This window comes from Variovorax glucosi (assembly GCF_051216695.1).
Classification (GTDB): domain Bacteria; phylum Pseudomonadota; class Gammaproteobacteria; order Burkholderiales; family Burkholderiaceae_C; genus Variovorax.
Genome location: NZ_JBPJZE010000001.1, coordinates 1,351,703 through 1,371,078 on the forward strand (window position 1 = coordinate 1,351,703; position 19,376 = coordinate 1,371,078).

General features: G+C 61.4%; 18 protein-coding genes and 1 pseudogene. 10 read left to right on the forward strand and 9 right to left on the reverse strand.

Annotated elements, in window-relative coordinates; all coding sequences use genetic code 11:
• The first annotated feature begins 58 nt into the window (after nucleotides 1-58).
• The 8 genes from ACSFA3_RS06380 (at nucleotide 59) to ACSFA3_RS06415 (ending at nucleotide 7,658) form a co-directional block, all read left to right on the forward strand.
• Nucleotides 59-457 carry a hypothetical protein gene (locus ACSFA3_RS06380; RefSeq protein ID WP_435504529.1) on the forward strand — a complete coding sequence of 133 codons (399 nt, stop codon included), beginning with the start codon at nucleotides 59-61 and terminating at the stop codon, nucleotides 455-457.
• Nucleotides 458-573: 116 nt separating this feature from the next.
• Nucleotides 574-897: a hypothetical protein gene (locus tag ACSFA3_RS06385; RefSeq protein ID WP_435504530.1), complete on the forward strand. Its 324-nt coding sequence runs from the start codon at nucleotides 574-576 to the stop codon at nucleotides 895-897.
• Nucleotides 894-2,318 (forward strand): TolC family protein, encoded by a 1,425-nt coding sequence (locus ACSFA3_RS06390; RefSeq protein ID WP_435504531.1) that lies wholly within the window; start codon nucleotides 894-896, stop codon nucleotides 2,316-2,318. Before ACSFA3_RS06385 ends, ACSFA3_RS06390 begins: the two co-directional genes overlap by 4 nt.
• Before the next feature lie 21 nt (nucleotides 2,319-2,339).
• A complete protein-coding gene (locus ACSFA3_RS06395) occupies nucleotides 2,340-3,755 on the forward strand; it encodes a multicopper oxidase family protein (protein ID WP_435504532.1) in 1,416 nt (471 codons plus the stop codon).
• Between the two features lie 30 nt (nucleotides 3,756-3,785).
• Nucleotides 3,786-4,286, forward strand: coding sequence for a cupredoxin domain-containing protein (locus tag ACSFA3_RS06400; protein ID WP_435504533.1), 501 nt, complete (start codon nucleotides 3,786-3,788; stop codon nucleotides 4,284-4,286).
• Between the two features lie 59 nt (nucleotides 4,287-4,345).
• Nucleotides 4,346-4,681: a copper-binding protein gene (locus tag ACSFA3_RS06405; protein WP_435504534.1), complete on the forward strand. Its 336-nt coding sequence runs from the start codon at nucleotides 4,346-4,348 to the stop codon at nucleotides 4,679-4,681.
• A gap of 73 nt (nucleotides 4,682-4,754) precedes the next feature.
• Nucleotides 4,755-5,177, forward strand: a complete 423-nt coding sequence (locus tag ACSFA3_RS06410; protein WP_435504535.1) for a DUF305 domain-containing protein — start codon at nucleotides 4,755-4,757, stop codon at nucleotides 5,175-5,177.
• A gap of 126 nt (nucleotides 5,178-5,303) precedes the next feature.
• Complete coding sequence (locus ACSFA3_RS06415; RefSeq protein WP_435504536.1) at nucleotides 5,304-7,658, forward strand: copper-transporting P-type ATPase; 2,355 nt, start codon at nucleotides 5,304-5,306, stop codon at nucleotides 7,656-7,658.
• A 197-nt stretch (nucleotides 7,659-7,855) separates the two neighbouring features.
• Here ACSFA3_RS06415 and ACSFA3_RS06420 read toward each other — a convergent pair whose 3' ends face one another.
• Both ACSFA3_RS06420 and ACSFA3_RS06425 read right to left on the reverse strand, forming a co-directional pair.
• On the reverse strand, nucleotides 7,856-8,986 hold the full coding sequence (locus ACSFA3_RS06420; RefSeq protein ID WP_435504537.1) for a sensor histidine kinase: 1,131 nt from the start codon (nucleotides 8,984-8,986) through the stop codon (nucleotides 7,856-7,858).
• 317 nt (nucleotides 8,987-9,303) lie between these two features.
• Complete coding sequence (locus tag ACSFA3_RS06425; protein ID WP_435504538.1) at nucleotides 9,304-9,552, reverse strand: heavy-metal-associated domain-containing protein; 249 nt, start codon at nucleotides 9,550-9,552, stop codon at nucleotides 9,304-9,306.
• 173 nt (nucleotides 9,553-9,725) lie between these two features.
• Between ACSFA3_RS06425 and ACSFA3_RS06430 the strand changes: the two genes are divergently transcribed.
• Complete coding sequence (locus ACSFA3_RS06430; protein WP_435504539.1) at nucleotides 9,726-12,218, forward strand: heavy metal translocating P-type ATPase; 2,493 nt, start codon at nucleotides 9,726-9,728, stop codon at nucleotides 12,216-12,218.
• An 18-nt stretch (nucleotides 12,219-12,236) separates the two neighbouring features.
• Nucleotides 12,237-12,692, forward strand: coding sequence for a Cu(I)-responsive transcriptional regulator (cueR, locus tag ACSFA3_RS06435; RefSeq protein ID WP_435504981.1), 456 nt, complete (start codon nucleotides 12,237-12,239; stop codon nucleotides 12,690-12,692).
• A 121-nt stretch (nucleotides 12,693-12,813) separates the two neighbouring features.
• Here cueR and arsH read toward each other — a convergent pair whose 3' ends face one another.
• The 7 genes and pseudogenes from arsH to ACSFA3_RS06470 form a co-directional block, all read right to left on the reverse strand.
• A complete protein-coding gene (gene arsH, locus ACSFA3_RS06440) occupies nucleotides 12,814-13,542 on the reverse strand; it encodes an arsenical resistance protein ArsH (protein WP_435504540.1) in 729 nt (242 codons plus the stop codon).
• Nucleotides 13,526-13,957: an arsenate reductase (glutaredoxin) gene (gene arsC, locus ACSFA3_RS06445; RefSeq protein WP_435504541.1), complete on the reverse strand. Its 432-nt coding sequence runs from the start codon at nucleotides 13,955-13,957 to the stop codon at nucleotides 13,526-13,528. The genes arsH and arsC overlap by 17 nt, the downstream gene beginning before the upstream one ends.
• Nucleotides 13,958-13,991: 34 nt before the next feature.
• Nucleotides 13,992-15,278, reverse strand: coding sequence for an arsenic transporter (locus ACSFA3_RS06450; RefSeq protein WP_435504542.1), 1,287 nt, complete (start codon nucleotides 15,276-15,278; stop codon nucleotides 13,992-13,994).
• A gap of 97 nt (nucleotides 15,279-15,375) precedes the next feature.
• The gene (locus tag ACSFA3_RS06455) at nucleotides 15,376-15,861 is read right to left on the reverse strand and encodes an arsenate reductase ArsC (RefSeq protein WP_435504543.1); all 486 of its coding nucleotides are present in this window, start codon (nucleotides 15,859-15,861) and stop codon (nucleotides 15,376-15,378) included.
• Nucleotide 15,862: 1 nt separating this feature from the next.
• Nucleotides 15,863-16,360, reverse strand: a pseudogene (locus ACSFA3_RS06460) (arsenate reductase ArsC).
• Between the two features lie 53 nt (nucleotides 16,361-16,413).
• Entirely contained in the window at nucleotides 16,414-16,740 is a 327-nt protein-coding gene (locus tag ACSFA3_RS06465) for an ArsR/SmtB family transcription factor (protein ID WP_435504544.1), read from the reverse strand.
• 75 nt (nucleotides 16,741-16,815) lie between these two features.
• Nucleotides 16,816-19,362: a PAS domain-containing protein gene (locus tag ACSFA3_RS06470; protein ID WP_435504545.1), complete on the reverse strand. Its 2,547-nt coding sequence runs from the start codon at nucleotides 19,360-19,362 to the stop codon at nucleotides 16,816-16,818.
• Between the last annotated feature and the right edge of the window lie 14 nt (nucleotides 19,363-19,376).

Sequence of the window (19,376 nt, forward strand, 5' to 3'; positions counted from 1 at the left end):
TTTGCAGCTGTCAGCAGGTCAGGTCCACTTTTTTTGAAGCTCTCGTACAATTGAGGTAATGGTCAGCTTCCGCTCGATCTTTCTGTGGCTCATGATGTTAGCGGTGCCTTTTCAAGGCTACGCGGCGGCAGCTATGGCCATTTGCGCGCCGGGGACAGAAATGTCGATGGGAGCAACCTCGGCCGCTCCGAGCAGTCACCATGATCATGGTGACGTGGTCTTGGCTGCAGGCCATCACGATGACTCCCATGTCGACGCGCACGACCATGCCGCTGATTCAGGGCAAGATGACGCAGGGCACAAATGCGGCAACTGCGCCCCTTGTCATGCTGTCGGGCTTACCCCGGCCATTGCTGACGTCATTTACTCCGGCCTCCCGCAGGCCGACCTGGTAGAGCCCCTCTACGCGCTGGCGATCGTTTCGCCCGGCGTCCCTCAAAAACCTCCTCGCGTTTAAGGCGTTCACCGTCCGGCAGCTTTGCTGTCGGCGTCTGAACGCGCATGCATCGCTTGCTGTTTCTTCCGCCTTGCGGCGGTCGACGGCACTTCGTTCATGAACATCGCGAGGAACCCATGTTCAAAAAATCGCCTGCCGCATGGCTGGCCAGCTTGACCACATTCGTGGCCTTCACAGCGGGAGCGCAGACCGCATCCTCTGAGGACGCTCTCCTGGCTACGCCGAGTTCTCTTTCCTACAGTTCAGCGATGGACGGCTACAAAGCCTTCGCTGATGAAAAAGCCATCCCATGGAAGGCCGCCAACGACACCGTCAAAGGCCGTGGTGGATGGCGCGCCTATGCCAAAGAGGCGAGTGGCGAACCCTCTGACACCAAACCGCCTGCAGCGTCAGATCCACACGCCGGCCATGTCGTACCCACTCCGAAGGAGAAGCCATGACGCGTCCGCTGCGTTTAACGCTGGGCGCAGTCGGCCTCGCGGCACTGACAGGCTGTGCGTCCCTCAGCATCGACGATGCCGTCAAGCAGACCAACAGCTCTGCTGCTCAGTTCACTGGCGGCAACTTGGAGCTGAGCCGCACCAAGGAACAACGCGACGCCCGCCTCGCGGTTGCAGATGAGCTTCTTGGCACGCCTCTGACGCAAGATGCTGCAGTGCGCCTCGCTTTGGCAAACAGCCCTGCATTGCAGGCGATGGTGGCCCAGAGTTGGGCTGAAATCTCGAACGCGAACCAAGCTGGCAACATTCCCAACCCGGTTTTCAGCTTTGAGCGGCTGCGAATTGGAAGTGAGCTTGAAATTGGAAGGCTTCTGTCTTTCGGTTTGGTGGACCTGATCCTCCTGCCGCAACGCATGTCCATCGCTCGCAGCCAGGGCATTCGAGCGCAAATCCAGCTGACGACCACTGTTGTGGACCAAGTGACCCAGGTTCGCCAAGCCTGGGTGCGTGCTGTCGCAGCGCAACAGTTGCTGCAGTACGCCGAGCAAGTCAAACAGTCGGCTGAGGCCAGCGCTGAGCTTGCTCGACGGATGCAACTGATCGGCAACTTCAGCAAGCTGCAGCGCGCGCGCCAACAAGTGTTTTACGCCGATGCGACAACGCAACTCGCCTCGGTCCGTCATGCCACCACTTCGGCCCGGGAGGAGCTGGTCCGCGCGTTGGGCCTGGACGAGGGTCAGGCTGCGAGGCTTCGGCTGCCGGAACGTTTGCCGGATTTGCCCAAGGCACCCCGTCCAGCTCAGGACGTCGCGAGCACTGCCGGGGCACAACGTCTGGATGTGCAGCAGGCACGCGCGCAATTGGATGTTGCAGGCAAGTCGCAAGGCATCAACCAACTTTCCACGTTCATCGACGTAGAAGCTGGAATTCGGCGCGACACCGTCTTCGACAATCAAGAGGGGACGCGCAGCACCGGGCGAGGCTTTGAGCTGGACATTCGACTGCCCCTGTTCAACTGGGGCTCCGCTCAGCGCGACGCATTGAACGCTCAATCCCTGGTGGCTGCCAACCGCTACGACGCAGCCGTCCGCGGTGCGACATCGCAACTGCGCCAGGATTACTCGGCGTATCGCACGACCTACGACATCGCACGCCACTACCGCGACGAGATCGTCCCTCTGCGCCAAGCGATGGCCGACGAGAACGTCCTTCGGTACAACGGAATGCTGATCGGCGTCTTCGAGCTCTTGGCCGAAGCACGCGATCAGATCTCGAGCGTGACGAACGCGATCAATGCCCAGCAGCAGTTCTGGATGGCGGATGCGGCGCTCGCCGCGTCTGTGATCGGCAAACCCTCTGCCATGGCCTCACCGGCTGCCGGCGGCGTCAGCTCCCAAGCTGCTGCCGCACCGGCACATTGAGCAAATCTTCAAGAACTACACATGAATAACAGACGCAATTTTCTAAGCGGCGCGGGGGCCATCACGGGTGCCATCGCCGCCGCCACGGTGAGCAAGGTAGCGATGGCTGCCTTGCCAGAACCGGTTTTTCAGGGGAAGCCGGACACCATGCCGCCATTGGCGCCTTCAACAGGCCGCCCTTACAACCCAGTCGTTACGCTCAATGGCTGGACCTTGCCCTGGCGCATGAACAACGGAGTGAAGGAATTCCACCTGGTCGCAGAGCCGGTGGTGCGTGAGATGGCGCCAGGCTTCAAGGCCAACCTGTGGGGCTACAACGGTCAGTCACCGGGTCCGACCATCGAAGTCGTTGAAGGCGACCGGGTTCGCATCTTCGTGACCAACAAGCTGCCCGAGCACACCAGCGTCCATTGGCACGGACAACGCCTGCCCAACGGCATGGACGGCGTCACCGGTCTGAATCAGCCGGGAATTCAGCCAGGCAAGACTTTCGTCTACGAATTCGTCGCGCGCCGGCCCGGTACCTTCATGTACCACCCTCACGCCGACGAGATGGTGCAGATGGCGATGGGCATGATGGGCTTTTGGGTCACGCATCCCAAGGCCGAGCATCCGTTGATCGAAAAAGTCGATCGCGATTTCGTGTTCCTGCTGAATGCCTACGACGTGGAGCCTGGCAGCGCGACACCCAAGATCATGACGATGCTGGACTTCAACCTCTGGTCCTGGAACAGCCGGATCTTCCCCGGGATTGACTCGCTCAACGTTCGGCAGAACGACAAGGTCAGGATTCGCATTGGCAACCTCACGATGACGAACCATCCCATGCATCTGCACGGGCATGAATTCCTGGTCACCGGCACCGACGGCGGCCCAACGCCGAAGACTTCCAGGCAATACGAAGTGACCACCGACGTGGCAGTCGGTCAGATGCGCCAGATCGAATTTCTTGCGGACGAGGAAGGTGACTGGGCGTTCCACTGCCACAAGAGCCATCACACGATGAACGTCATGGGTCACGACGTGCCCACCATGATCGGCGTCGACCACAAGGATGTTGTCAAGCAGGTCACCAAGCTCGTGCCCGACTACATGGTGATGGGCGAGCGAGGCATGGCGGACATGGGCGAGATGGAAATGCCGCTGCCCGACAACACAGCGCGAATGATGACTGGCGAAGGCCCCTTTGGCTCCGTCGAAATGGGCGGCATGTTCAGCGTGGTGAAGGTTCGCAAGGACCAGAAGCGCGGCGACTACTCGAACCCCGGGTGGTTCAAGCACCCACAAGGGACCGTTGCCTACGAATTCAACGGCACCTCCGCCGAGCCGCCCCGCGCACGCGACGCTGGCGCGGCCGCGATGCCGGCGCAGAACATGCCGGCCAAAAACATCGAAGTGCAAGTCCGTAAACCCGCCAAAGGCCACGCAGGCCATTGATCCCGCGTCTTTTTTAACAAAGGAAATCCCATGAAGAGTCAGACCATTCGCTCTGCAGCAGTCGCTGCGATCATCGTTCTCGCCGCTGCCAGCGCCTTTGCTGCCGGCACGCATGCCGGTGGTCATGGCAGCGACAACGCCATCGGCAAGCCCGGCGTCGCTGCGAACGCAACCCGCACCGTCAAGGTGGACATGACCGATTCGATGCGCTTCACCCCCGCGAGCATCGACGTCAAGCAAAACGAGACCGTTCGCTTTCTCATCACCAACTCGGGAAAGATCAAGCACGAGCTTGTCCTGGGCACCGAGAGGGAGCTCAAGGAGCACTACGAGGTCATGAAGAAGAATCCCGAGATGGAGCATGACGACCCGAACATGGTCACGCTCGCGCCCGGCAAGAGCGGGGAAGTTGTCTGGCAGTTCACCAAGGCCGGGAAGATTGACTTCGCGTGCCTGCAGCCAGGTCACTACGACGCTGGCATGAAGGGCGCGGTCAACGTTGCCAAGTCCACCACGAAGAACTTGAAGTAACCCCTGTTTGGCTCTGCGCGGAGCGCTGGGCCTGCATCCTCATCCAAAGGAAAAACGCTATGAACAAGATCCATTTTTCGATCGCGGCGTCGACCGCAGCCGTTTTGATTTCCATGGCTGGCGCTGCCGGCGCGCAGACCACGAGCGCACCTGCCGCTGCTGCCACTTCGACCGAGATGGCCGAGGGCGAAGTGCGCAAGGTTGACAAAGAGAACCAGAAGCTCACCATCAAGCATGGTCCGCTCACAAACCTCGACATGCCCGGCATGACGATGGTGTTCCAAGTCCAGGACGCGGCAATGCTCGACAAGGTTCAAGCGGGTGACAAGGTCCGCTTCGTTGCCGAGAAGTTGGACGGGAAATTTACCGTCACCAAGATGGACGCCAATCGCTGACACCAGTCGCCGGCGAGGCGCCTCATAGCGGTGCCTCGTCAGTTCGAACCAATTCCCCCCTGAAGGAGCTTCCATGAAGATGAATTTTTTGACACGTCCCCTCTCGGTGATCGCCCTTGGTGTCGCACTGCTACAGCCAGTGGCCTTTGCACAGCCAGCGGCGCAGCACGGTCACCCGACGGCTGGTGCACCTGGTGCTACCGGCATGCACGGTGGCATGAAGGGCAACATGGACATGAAGTCCATGATGAAGGACATGAACGACAAGATGGCCTCGATGTCCATGAGCGGCAATCCGGACGTCGACTTCGCGATGATGATGCGAATGCACCACCAGGGCGCCATCGACATGGCCCAAGCTGAATTGCAGGCAGGCAAGGACCCCCAGATGCGAAGGATGGCCACAAGTGTCATCAAGGCGCAGAAAAAGGAGATTGGCGAACTCGACAAGTTTCTCGCCAAGCACGGCCACTCCGGCGAAGCGATGAAGAAGTAGCCTGCTACCTCTCACGTAGGTTGTCCTTGGCGCCTCTCGGCGCTCCCTCCCATGCCGCGAAGCTCGCGTGCGTCTTGACCTTCCCACAATAGGAAGGGCAAGACTTACCTCCGAAAGAGGAATCTCATGCAGCCCAGCGACAAACAGAGCCACGATCACGCCCATTGCGGGCACGGTGCTACGGCACCGGACAGCGCCTCAGATGGCGTCTCCGCAAGTGACTCGGCACCACCTTCTCACACAGTTTCTCCGGACCATGCAGCACCCGGGGGAGCGACGGGGCGCGCTGTCGAACACGCGGGCCACCACGGTCACGTAACGCGCAGCGCGGCTGATAATTCTTCCCCGGCGGCGGGGCAGGGGCAGGTCGAATACACCTGCCCGATGCATCCCCAGGTTCGCCAGATGGGCCCTGGCAGCTGCCCGATCTGCGGGATGGCATTGGAGCCGGTGGTGGCAAGCACCGAGACTGGAGAAAGTCCCGAGCTGCGCGACATGACCAAGCGCTTCTGGGTGGGATTGGCGCTAACGGTGCCCGTTTTCATTTTGGAGATGGGTGCACACCTCGTGAACCTGCATGCGTTCATCGCACCGCAACTGTCCAACTGGGTTCAGCTGGTCTTGGCGACACCGGTGGTGGTGTGGAGCGGCTGGCCATTTTTTGTACGCGCTGCGGCCTCGGTGAAAAACCGCAGCCTCAACATGTTCTCGCTGATCGCCTTGGGGACGGGCATCGCTTGGATTTACAGCATCGTCGGCACCCTCGCGCCGGGCGTCTTCCCAGCAGAGTTTCGCGGACCGGAAGGCGCGGTGGCGGTCTACTTCGAAGCAGCCGCCGTGATCACGGTGCTTGTCCTCCTCGGCCAGGTGCTCGAACTGCGGGCCAGGGAAAAAACCTCGGGCGCCATCAAGGCACTCCTCGGGCTTACTCCAAAGACGGCCGTAAAGGTAAGTTCTGACGGAATGGATGAGACAGTGGAGGTCGAGGCCATTCAAGTCGGCGATCTGCTGCGCGTACGGCCCGGCGAAAAGGTGCCTGTTGACGGCAAGCTCATCGAGGGGAAGGGCAACGTCGACGAGTCCATGGTGACGGGCGAGCCGGTGCCCGTTGCCAAAGCCGTCGACTCCCAGGTCACTGCCGGCACGCTGAACCAGACCGGCGGTTTCGTGATGCGTGCGGAGAAGGTGGGAGCGGACACACTGCTCTCGCAGATCGTCCACATGGTGGCGGCCGCCCAGCGCAGCCGCGCCCCGATCCAGCGCATGGCCGACCAAGTGGCGGGGTGGTTCGTTCCTGTGGTAATCGCCGTTGCCCTGCTTACCTTCGGGGCGTGGTTCATCTGGGGGCCGAGCCCTGCCTTCTCGTATGCGTTGATCGCCGCAGTGGCTGTCCTGATCATCGCGTGCCCGTGCGCCTTGGGCCTCGCCACGCCGATGTCCATCATGGTGGGCGTGGGACGCGGCGCGCAAAGCGGCGTTCTGATCCGCGATGCGGAGGCGTTGGAGCGCATGGAGAAGGTCGACACCTTGGTCGTCGACAAGACCGGCACCTTGACCGAGGGCCGCCCCAAGGTCGTCAAAGTGCAGCCTTTGAACGGTTTCGAAGCCAACGACGTGCTACAGAAACTCGCGAGTGTCGAACGTGCCAGCGAGCATCCCCTCGCCGCGGCAATCGTGGCTGACGCGTTGGAACTCAAACTTACCCTGTCACCCGTCACCGACTTCGATTCGCCGGTGGGCAAGGGGGTGATCGGCACGGTGGACGGTGTGCAGGTTGTTTGCGGGAGTGCTAAGTTCCTGGCCGAGCACGCCATCGAGGTCGGAGCCGCCGACCAGGATGCCGAACCCATCCGGGCCAAAGCCGCGACGGTCATCTTCGTCGGCATCGGTGGTCGACTTGCGGGCTTCGTCGGCATTGCTGATCCCATCAAGGCAAGCACAGCCCAGGCCATTGCCAGCCTTCGCAAGAGCAACATCCGCGTGGTCATGCTGACCGGTGACGGCAAGACGACGGCGCAAGCAGTGGCCCGCGAGCTTGGCATCGACGAGGTTGTCGCTGAGGTGCTGCCGGAGGACAAGGCTTCGGTGGTGCAACGCCTCAAAAGCGAAGGGTGCGTTGTGGCCATGGCTGGTGACGGCGTGAACGATGCACCTGCGCTGGCAGCAGCCGATGTCGGCATCGCCATGGGGACAGGAACAGACGTCGCCATGGAAAGTTCGGGCATTACCCTGCTGCAGGGCGATCTGATGGGCATTGTGAAAGCCCGTCAACTTTCGCAGGCCACCATGAGCAACATTCGACTGAACCTGTGGTTTGCCTTTGGCTACAACGTGTTGGGAATCCCGATCGCTGCGGGCGTCCTGTACCCGTTCTTCGGAATCCTGCTTTCACCAGTCGTCGCAGCCGCCGCAATGGCGCTGTCCTCGGTCAGTGTGATCGCAAATTCGCTTCGCTTGCGCACGAGCAAGCTTGGCGATTGAAAGGGGCGATGCTGTCTGAAGGTGGAGGGCTGTCTGGCCTTCTGCAGCGCTGGCCATGGCTGGTCTGACGACATCTGGTCACAAAGCCAGCAAGCATCCCTGGCGCATTCGTAACGCCGGTCCCGACTCAACAGTACATGCTCTCAGGCCTGGTGGCGCCACAGATCGATGACTACTTTGCGTCTTGGGTAATCACCTTACGTCAGCCGCCGCAGGGGCAAGCTGATCGTGAATACGCATCCTTTGCTTGGTATGTCTTGCACAGTCAAACGTCCACGGTCGGACTCGACACTTCGCCTTGCGATCGACAGCCCCAACCCAAGGCCACGCTTGTCGTCGAAACCTTGCTGAAAAGGTTTGAAGATCGTATCGACGACGCCTTGGGGAAGCCCGCCGCAGCAGTCCTCTACCTCGATGTTGATTGAATCAACGGACGTATGCGCATGCAGCGTGACCTCGCTACCCGATCGAGTGAACTTGAAAGCGTTCTGCAGCAAATTTCCAAGTGCCGCCATCAGCAATTCGCGATTGCCTTCGATCGCGAGTTGGGCATCTACTTCCGCAATGCGAAGCGTGCACCCCGTGTCAGCTGCGTAGAGTTCGGCAACGCGACCGGCATCCGCAAGGAAAATTGCGAGCGAAAAAATGCGCGGATACAGCGGCGCGAGTGCTGCGTTACGAACCGCCGCCAAAGAATGGTCGATCAAACCTTCCATCGAGCCGAGGCTGCGCTTAAGAACAGCACCAGTGGAGCCGCCAACCGGAAGCCTGCCTGACTCCAGGGCTGCGAAAGCAAGCTTGGCGACGTGGAGGTGATTGCGTAATTCATGCGCGAGAAAGCCAAGCCTTTCGTTCTCCTCTTCGGCCTGTCGCCTCGCCACTTCCACATCGCGCTGGGCAGCAAACTCAGTAACGGCGTCAGCGATGGCGTTGTCAAGGCATCGGTTCAGCGTGCGGAACTCGTCGACCGAGAACGGGGCGTCGCGTTCGACAGCGAGGTCGGTGATTGCTTGACACAGGTCACCATAGTCGTGGACGACTTGGTCAACGGTGTAGCCGAGGCCGAGCAATTCGCCTCCATGGACCGTGGCTGAAACGCCCATCTCCGAGAGCGCCGAAGCATCGCCTCCAGATGGTCCGGAAATTTGCATCCCACCAACTGCGTCACCTTGCTCCTCGGCTTCAAGCGTACGCGTGAGCTGCTGAAGAAACATCGGAACGCCATGGGAAAGCTGGGCAGGGGTGGCGCCTCGCAAAGGCCGCAATGCGACCTTGTCCTTGCATCGTTGAACCAACTCGTCGTGGTTGTTATGTAAGAAGTTGCGCACGTTGATACCCCTGGTGGGCTGCGGCGTGGCGCCGGCCGCAGCGAGTATGGGGGCGGGATCGTCACGCGTCGCCGGGGCTGAAGCTCAGTATGCGGCAATGTCAAAAAGTGTCAACCCTAGCCGACCTCGAATGCACAGGCGGTGATACCTATACTAAAGATGCCGTCCTCAGACCTCTACAGCACAGCATGCTTCGGCGACGAGGGATCTCCTGCCATCCCGCCGATCGCCAGCGGACTGAAAGCTGGCGGCTTCGGCGTCAAAATGACTGAGCCAGATGCACACCATTCACGCGCTGCTGCGCGGCCTGCAGGCGCTCAGCCGCAGCAGCAGCCCTTCTTGGATGCCGCCGCTGCGGGCGTCGAACTGGCAGCTACCGGGGTGTAGCCGGCATCCTGGATGCTCTGGCTCAGTGCCTGGGCACTGGCGGTGCTGGACTCAATTTCCACACGGTGCGTCGGCAGATCGAAACGCACGGCAGCGCGATCATCGACGGCCGCCACGGCCCGGGTGATGGTGGCGACGCAATGCCCGCAGGTCATGTCTTGAATGTCAAAGGCGATCATGGTGTTTTTCCTGGCTGAAAAGTAGTTGACGAAGCCAGTTTCATCCTTGCCACAGTTAGAAGGTCAAGGATTGATACGGATACCCCTTCGGCTGTCACGCACTCTCTGGTCACCCCTTGACCTTGCCACTGTGGGAACCCTGAGAGTCAAAGGTCCTGACAATCCGTTTGCCCATGAACACTGCTGCCCACTTCCCTGGCGCTGCCTCAGCGTCCACTGACCTCCAGACCCTGCAGCTTCCCATCACCGGAATGACGTGCGCCTCCTGCATCATGCGCGTGGAGAAAGCCCTTAAGGCACTGCCTGAGGTGGTGAGCGCATCGGTCAATCTGGCGACCGAGCAAGCGACCGTGGGGGTCGAACCCGGGGTGAATGCGCAGTTGCTGGTGGCAGCCGTGCGCAAGGCCGGCTACGAGGTAAGCACCCAGCAAGTGGAACTGGGTGTGGAAGGCATGACGTGCGCCTCCTGCGTGTCGCGGGTGGAAAAGGCGCTTCTGAAGGTGCCGGGGGTGGCAAGTGCATCGGTCAACCTCGCCACCGAGAAAGTGACCGTCGAAATGCTCTCGACGGTGCCAGTCCAGACCCTGGAAGCGGCCATCCAGAAAAGCGGCTACGCCGTGAAGGCCCGGCAAACGACAGCGGCGTCGGCGTCGGTCGCGCTTGGGTGGCAGTGGCCCAACTGGTGGCCGGTGGCGGTGGCAGCGGTGCTGACGCTGCCGCTCATCGCACCGATGCTGCTGCAGGTGCTGGGCATCGATTGGATGCTGGGTGGCTGGGCGCAGTGGGCCTTGGCCACGCCGGTCCAGTTCTGGCTGGGCTGGCGCTTTTACCGCGCCGGTTACAAGGCCGTGCGCGCTGGCGCGGGCAACATGGACCTGTTGGTGGCGCTGGGCACCTCGGCGGCCTATGGACTGTCGGTCTACCTGCTGTGGCGTCACGGCACACACGGCATGGCTCACCTGTACTTCGAGGCCTCGGCCACGGTCATCACGCTCGTGCTGCTGGGCAAGTGGCTGGAAGGCCGCGCCAAGCGCCAGACCGCCGCCGCCATCCATGCCCTCAACGCGCTGCGCCCGGCAACCGCCCGGGTGCGTCGCGACGGCATCGAAGTCGAAATCGCCATCGGTCAGGTGCGCGTGGGCGATCTGGTCGTCGTTCGTCCGGGCGAACGGATCGCCGTGGACGGCGAAGTGAGCGAGGGCCACAGCCATGTCGACGAATCGCTCATCACCGGAGAAAGCCTGCCGGTGGCCAAGGCCGTGGGCGCGAAGGTCACGGGCGGCGCCATCAATGTCGAGGGCCTAATGACCGTCAGGACGCTGGCGGTGGGCACCGAAACCATGCTGGCACGCATCATCCGCATGGTCGAGTCGGCGCAGGCGGCCAAGGCGCCGATCCAGCGCATCGTGGACCGGGTGAGCGCAGTCTTTGTCCCAGTGGTGCTGGCGATTGCCGCGTTGACCTTTATTGGGTGGGTCGCCGTCGCAGGAAACTGGGAGCAGGCGCTGATCAACGCGGTGGCGGTCCTCGTCATCGCCTGCCCGTGCGCGCTGGGACTGGCGACCCCCACGGCCATCATGGCCGGCACCGGTGTGGCTGCGCGCCAGGGCATCCTCATCAAGGATGCGCAGGCCCTGGAAGTGGCGCATTCGGTCACGACGGTCGCCTTCGACAAGACCGGCACGCTGACCGAAGGCCGGCCGTCGCTGGCCGCGATCGTGCCGGCGCCGGGCGAGGACCGCAACAACGTCCTGCGGCTCGCGGGCGCCTTGCAGAACGTCAGCGAGCATCCTTTGGCGCAAGCCGTGCTGGACAAGGCGCGTGATGAAGGTTTGAGCTTGCCTGTAGCTTCCCTGGCGAAGGCTCTGCCGGGTCGAGGATTGACGGCCATCGTGGAGGGCACTGTCTTCTCGCTGGGCAGCAGCCGCCTGCTGCAGGAACTGGGTGTAAATCCCGGTGCCCTATCCACCGAGGCAACCCGCCTGGAAAACGAAGGCCGGACGATCTCCTGGCTCACGCGCACCACCGGGTTCCGGGTCGATCTGCTGGGACTGCTGGCGTTTGGCGACACGGTCAAGCCTGCCGCCCGCCAAGCGGTGGCTCGGCTGCAGGAACTGGGCATCCGCACCGTCATGCTCACTGGAGACAACCCGGGCAGCGCTCGCGCGGTTGCTGAAGACCTTGGCATCACCGAGGTGCGCGCCGAGGTGCTGCCAGGCGACAAGGCCGCCATCGTGCAGGAACTGCGCGCGGCCGGTCAGGTGGTGGCGATGGTGGGCGACGGCATCAACGATGCGCCCGCCCTGGCTGCCGCCGACGTGGGCATCGCCATGGCGACCGGCACGGACGTGGCGATGGAGACGGCCGGCATCACCGTGATGCGCGGGGACCCGCGCCTCGTCGCGGACGCCATCGATGTCTCGCGCCGCACCTACGCCAAGATCAAACAGAACCTGTGGTGGGCGTTCGGCTACAACGCGCTGGGCATCCCGTTGGCGGCCCTGGGCCTGCTAAGTCCGATGATTGCCGGTGCAGCCATGGCCTTCAGCAGCGTGAGCGTGATCAGCAATGCGCTGTTGCTGCGGCGCTGGCGTTCGCTGCAGCAGCAGGAAGCCGCACCTCCGTCGTCCACCCCATCTTCGACCTACCCTGTCCTCAAGGCTTGAACCCAGACCATGACACTCATGAACATCGGTGAGACGGCCAAGGCGTCCGGGGTCTCGGCCAAAATGATCCGGCACTACGAGAAGGTCGGGCTGTTTCCGGAAGCCTTGCGCACCGAGGCGGGGTACCGCCAATACTCGACGCAAGAAGTGAGCACCTTGCGATTCATCCGCCAGTCTCGCGACCTCGGTTTCTCCATCGACCAGATCCGAGAACTGCTCGGGCTGTGGCAGGACAAGCGGCGGCCGAGTCGGCAGGTCAAAGCGCTGGCGCAAGCGCATTTGCAAGACCTTGATGCCAAGCTGCAGGAGCTTAGTGCGATGAAGGCCACGTTGGCGCATCTGGTGAGCCACTGCCACGGTGACGATCGACCCGATTGCCCGATCGTAGAGACTTTGGCTGACGAGCGCCAAGCCACAAGCAAAAAGGTGCCACCTTCGGTTCGCGGCAATGGGTTGAAGTCAGGGCGCGTTTGAATGACCGAGGTTGCCTGATCAGTCCTACGAGACCTGCTCAGCTTGCTCATGCCAGTCTGAATTGATCCAGCATTTTGCCCAGGACAAAGACCAATTGAACAGCGATGTGGGTGAGTGGGTCTCAGAGGGAACGCAGGTTGACCCGATTCGACAGGGCCTCTGCGCTTTCCCGCCGCTCACTGTAGCGATCCACCAGGTATTCCGCAGCATCGCGCGTCAGCAGCGTGAACTTCACCAGTTCCTCCATCACATCGACCACCCGCTCGTAGTACGGCGAAGGCTTCATGCGCCCTTCATCGTCGAACTCCAGGAATGCCTTGGCCACAGACGACTGGTTGGGGATCGTGATCATGCGCATCCAGCGCCCGAGCACGCGCATCTGGTTGACGGCGTTGAAGGACTGCGAGCCGCCCGACACTTCCATCACCGCCAGCGTCTTGCCCTGCGTGGGTCGAACCGACCCGATGGTCAGGGGAATCCAGTCGATCTGCGCCTTCAGGATGCCCGTCATTGCGCCGTGGCGCTCCGGAGAGGTCCACACCATGCCTTCGGACCACTGCGCGAGATACCGCAGCTCTTGGACCTTGGGATGGTCCTCTGGTGCGCCGTCTGGCAGCGGCAGGTCGCGTGGATCGTAGATGCGGGTTTCGCAGCCCAGGGCTTGCAGCAGGCGAGCCGCTTCCTCGGTCAGGAGCCGGCTGTAGCTGCGTTCGCGCAACGAACCGTAGAGCAGCAGGATGCGTGGTGCATGCATCGTCCGTGCAATCGGATGCAGGCGCTGCAAATCAGGCCTCTGAAACGACCCGGCATCGAGGTTGGGTAAATCGGGAAAATCAGGACTTGGAGACATGCTGTCCCTTGTCACCGACAACGACTTCGCCGTCTTCTTTCGAGAATGCGCCTCGCTGCGGCGTCGGCAGGATTTCGAGGACAGCTTCCGACGGCCGACACAGGCGGGTCGCCAGCGGGGTGACAACAATCGGCCTGTTCATCAGGATTGGGTGCTGCAGCACAAAGTCGATCAGCTGGTCATCGGTCCACTTTGGGTCGGCCAAGCCAAGCTCGTTGTAGGGAGTGCCCTTTTGACGTAGCACGTCGCGCACCGGCACGCCCATGGCGGCGATCAGTCGCTCCAGGGTTGCGCGGTCGGGCGGGGTCTTCAGGTATTCGACGACGGTGGGTTCCTCGCCCGTGTTGCGGATCAGCGCGAGCACGTTGCGTGAGGTGCCGCAGTCGGGGTTGTGATAGATCGTGATGTCGCTCATGGATCGGTTTCGAGGTTGAGATGGGAGGACGCGCTCAGCCCATGTTCAGTCGGATCGCCAGCGCGGCCAGTGTGATGGCCAAGACCGGCACGGTCAGCACGATGCCAACTTTGAAATACGCACCCCAGGCGATCGTGATGCCTTTTTTCGAGAGCACGTGCAACCACAGCAGCGTGGCGAGGCTGCCGATAGGCGTGATCTTCGGACCCAGGTCGCAGCCGATGACGTTGGCGTAGATCATGGCTTCCCGGACCAGGCCGGTTGCGCCCGTCGCATCGATGGACAGCGCGCCGATCAGCACGGTGGGCATGTTGTTCATGACTGAGGACAGGATCGCGGTCAGGAAACCCGTGCCCAAGGCGGCTCCCCAAACGCCACCCTGCGCGAAGACGTTCAGCAGTGTTGCGAGCTGGTCGGTCAGGCTGGCATTCCTCAGGCCGTAGACCACCAGGTACATGCCCAGCGAGAAGACGACGATCTGCCAGGGCGCGCCCTTGATTACCTTGCGCGTGTTGATTGCAGCGCTGCGCGCTGCGACCGCCAGCAGCAGTACCGCGCCGACCGCGGCTACGGCGCTGACCGGCACGCCCAGTGGCTCCAGGCCGAAGAAGCCGACCAGCAGCAGCACGAGTACCACCCATCCAGCTTTAAACGTGGCGGGGTCGCGGATCGCGTCCTTGGGTGCCTGCAATTGCGTCACGTCGTAGCGCGCCGGAATGTCGCGACGGAAGTACAGCAGCAAGACCGCCAGGCTCGCGACCACCGAGGCGACGTTCACCGGCACCATCACCGAGGCGTAGTCGGCAAAACCGATCTTGAAGAAGTCGGCCGAGACGATGTTGACCAGATTGGAGACGATCAACGGCAGGCTGGCGGTGTCGGCAATGAAGCCAGCGGCCATCACGAAGGCGAGCGTAGCCGCCGGCGTGAAACCGAGAGCCACTAGCATCGCCATGACGATCGGCGTGAGGATCAGCGCGGCGCCGTCGTTGGCAAAGAGCGTGGAGACTGCCGCGCCCAGCAGCACGATGCAGGCGAACAGTCCTTGACCCTGGCCACCACCCCACCGCGCCACGTGCAGTGCGGCCCATTCGAAGAAACCTGCCTCGTCGAGCAGCAAGCTGATGACGATGACGGCGATAAAGGTCGCGGTCGCATTCCAGACGATGTGCCACACCACCGGGATGTCGGAGAGCTGCACGACGCCAGTCAGCAGGGCCAGCACGGCGCCCAGCGACGCGCTCCAGCCGATACCCAGACCTCGCGGCTGCCAGATGACCAGCACGAGCGTGAAGACGAAGATCAGGAGAGCCAGCAGCATGGGCAAGTCGTGGTGAGGAAGAGGAAGGGAGGGAAGCTCGTGCACAGCAGCGATGGCCCTAGGGGAACACCAGGCCAGCCACGTGCTGGCCAACGGCTTAGAAGGTTTCCAAGATCTTGCGCAGTTCGGCGTCGTTCAGAAGGTCGAAGTGCACTTGGGCAAGCCGGCGCATTCGCTCGCCGATGGCTTGGCGCGTTGCCTCGAACGCCTGACGTTTCTCGGCTTCATTCGTGCCCGAGTTGGAAGGGTCCGGATACCCCCAGTGGATCTGGATCGGAGCGCCGGGCCAGTACGGACAGGTTTCCTGAGCGGCACTGTCGCAGACGGTAATGACCGCACGCATCTTCGGTGCGGACTCGCGGGTGAACTCGTCCCAGCTTTTGCTTCGGTAGCCCGAGGCGTCGATGCCTGCAGCTTGCAGCACCTCGATGGCCATGGGGTTGATGCGCCCACTGGGTGCGCTGCCGGCGCTGTAAGCCCACACATCCACGCCCAACTCTTTCGCCCAATGGTTCAGCATGCCTTCGGAGAGCACGCTGCGGGCCGAGTTGTGCGTGCACAGAATCAGGATGTTGGTCGTCATCTCAGCAGGTCCCGATGTCGCGGACTTCGCGCTGGAGAGAGAGCTTTTCCAGCTTGTCCAGGGGAAGCGACAGCAGGAATTTAATGCGGCGCTTGAGCGTGACCGCTGTGTCGGTGAAGGTCCGTTGCTGTACTTCATCCGAACCCACCACTGCAGCTGGATCTGGCAGTCCCCAATGCGCTGTGATGGGTTGGCCGGGCCACACCGGGCAAGCCTCGCCCGCCGCCTGGTCACACACCGTGATCACGAAGTCCATGGGCAACGCACCGTCTTTGCCGAAGTCACCTCAACTCTTGCTGCTGAATCCGGTGTTGTCGAAGTGCAGCTGCTTGAGTGTGGCAAGCGCCAGCGGATGCACTGCGCCCTTGGGACGGCTGCCAGCCGAGAAAGCCTGAAAGCGGTCGACGCCGAGCTGGCTGAGCATGCCCTCCGCAAGGATGGAACGAGCCGAGTTGCCGGTGCAGACAGGACGTTGAGTTTGCGTTCGGTCATTGAACAGATCCAGAAGTCAGAGGGGGGCGGGCTGGAAGCAAAGAAAGAGCAGGAAAAACGTCAGCAGTCGCACGCCGCGGACGTGGCATCCACTGCACAGGCTTCGCCTTGACAGCAGTTCTCCGTGAGGTAACCGAGCAAAGCGTTCATATGATCGAACGATGCGCGGTAGATCAGACGCCGGCCTTGGCGCTCCTGGGACGTCAAACCTGCGTTCGTCAGTTCCTTCAGGTGGAACGACAGGCTGGTTGCGGGCAGATCCAAGGACTCGCTGAGCGCACCCGGTGTCAGTCCTTCCTGGCCCGCCACAACCAGCGCACGGAACACCCGCAAACGGCTGACTTGAGCCAACGCAGCCAGAGACTTGACAATCATTTCTTCTTTCATGATTCCATTATTATGGAAATAATGAAATGCCGCAAGATTGGCTGCGGCATTAAGGCAGACCGTCACAGCCGGCGTTCAAACTCGGTTTTCAACGATTTCTGGATCGACTCGATTCAACATGCCTTTGACCTTGTGGGCCAGAGCGTCGATGGTGAACGGTTTGGCCAACATGTCCATGCCCTCCCCCAAGAACTCACCCTTTACGGTGGCCTTGTTTGCATAGCCGGTGATGAACAACACTTTCAAGCCTGGACGTCGTTCGCGCATCATCTCTGCGAGCTGTCGACCATTGGTGCCGGGCAATCCGACGTCTGTAATAAGCAAATCCATTCGCGCCATCCCACGCTCAACCTCCAACGCACTGGGAGCATCAATCGCTTCCTGGGTGTCATAGCCCAGCTCGCCCAGAATCTCGCCAAGTACAGTCCGCACGCCTAGCTCATCTTCCACAAACAGGATCGTTTCTCCGCGGCCCTTGGGCGATCGAGCCACCGATTGCTGCTGAGTCGCTGGCGTTTCGAGGGAATTCAAATTGCAAGGTATGTATACATTAACCGTCGTGCCTTCACCTTGAATCGAGTGAATGCTGGCGTGCCCACGTGTCTGGCGCGTGAAGCCATAGATCATTGAAAGACCCAGGCCGGTGCCCTGTCCGATGGGCTTGGTTGTGAAGAACGGATCGAACGCCTTGGCGACAACCTCGGGCGACATGCCCGTACCGTTGTCCGAGACGCTGATCATCACGTACTGACCAGCGATGACGTCGGGATGCATGGCGACGTAGCTGGCATCGAGTTCACGGCTCGATGTGCTGATGCGGATGAGTCCACCATCGGGCATGGCATCGCGCGCGTTGATAGTCAGGTTAAGCAACGCGTTTTCCAGCTGATTGCAGTCCGAACTCACGTTTGGCAGGCCTGGCTGCAAGGAAAGCTCGAATTGAATGTTTTCTCCGATGCTGCGACGCAGCATGTTTTCCATCTCCGCAATGGACGCGTTGACGTCCAAGGTCCGGAGATCCAGGGTCTGCTTGCGGGAAAATGCCAAGAGCCGTTTGATCAATGCAGCCGCGCTCTGCGCTGCAGTCGACGCCAGGGTGATGTAGCGGGTCAAGTCGCCGCCCTTGCCACTGGCAATCCGGCGGTTCATCAGCTCCAGGCTGGAGGTGATGGTGGCGAGCATGTTATTGAAGTCGTGCGCGATGCCGCCCGTGAGCTGGCCAATCGCTTCCATCTTTTGCGACTGGCGCAACTGCTCTTGCGACGCCTGCAAGGCTTCGGAGCGCTGCTCTACGCGCTGCTCCAACGTGGCGTTGAGTTTGACAAGTGCTTCTTCTGCGTAATGACGGTCGGTCTCATCTCGCGCGATCTTGATGAATCCCTGCGGCAAGCCGTCGGGACCGAGCGGCAGCATGTTCAGGGTGCCATTCATGAACGCGCGTCGGCCGTCCTTACCGATGTGCCAACGCTTGTCGAGTGCACTGCCCTGCGCACGGGCAGTGGCCAACTCCTGAAAATCCACCCCCATGTCCCGGTCCTCTGGGGTAAAGATGATGGAGACGCTTTGCCCCAGGACTTCTTCTTCACTCCACCCAAAAATCTGCTGCGCGCCGCTGGACCATTGGGTAATGGCGCCATGGGGATCGGTCGTCAGGATGGCATGGTCCTTGGAGTTTTCGATGACCAGGCGCAGCCGGGCCTCGCGTTGTGCCAGCGTCTCCATCGTGTCGCGCAGCAGGGTGACATCGTTTCCTTCGACAAAGATGCCCGTAACCTGACCCTTTTCATCGCGCATGGGTTGGTAGACGAAGTCCAGTAAATGCCGGCGTGTATCTCCAGAGGTCAACTTGAGCTGCAACTTGACTCCCTGGCCCACGAAAGGCTCACCAGTGGTGTAGACCTGGTCGAGCAAATCAAAGAACGCTGTTGCCTCCTCGGCATCGAATACGTCACGTACGGTTCGGCCGACCAGCGGACGCGCATCAGCCAACCGCTCGTAGGCTTTGTTGGCCAATTCGAAGCGATGCTCCGGACCTGAAAGTACGGCCATGAAACTGGGTGTCTGAGCAAACAGGTTGCGCAGCCTGTCACTTTCCGATTTCAAGGCCAGGTTGCTTTCGTGGACGGCCTGGGCTCTTTCGAAGATGCGTGCTTGTTCCGGGCGAAGTGCCGGTCCCGTGTCCTCAGATGGCGCTTCCTTTAGACGCTCAAGAGCCGTTACATCGACAGGATGATGCAGGACGAACTCCACCTCACCCAGAGCATCCAGCACCGGCACATGGCTGATGCTCCAGTAGCGTTTTTCCAGGCCTCCGCCTTGCGTATCCGGACGCGCAATGTCGAATCGCAGCAAAGGCATCACGTCCGGTTCACGGGTGGCGATAGCCCGTCTCATGGATGCGATGGCCTGGGCCTCTGTCTCTCGATCGGTGGGGAATGCCTCCCAGGCCCACCGCCCGACAATGTCCGAGAGTTCACGCTGTACGGACTGGAGGTATGCCCGATTGGCCCCTGCGATGTTCAGCGACCGATCAAGCACCAGATACGGGTTGGGCGAGGCGTCGAACAGCGCCTGAAAGTTCAGTGGCATGTGTTGGCAGTCGAAGTTGAAAGCAAGGGCCATTACGGCAATCCCAC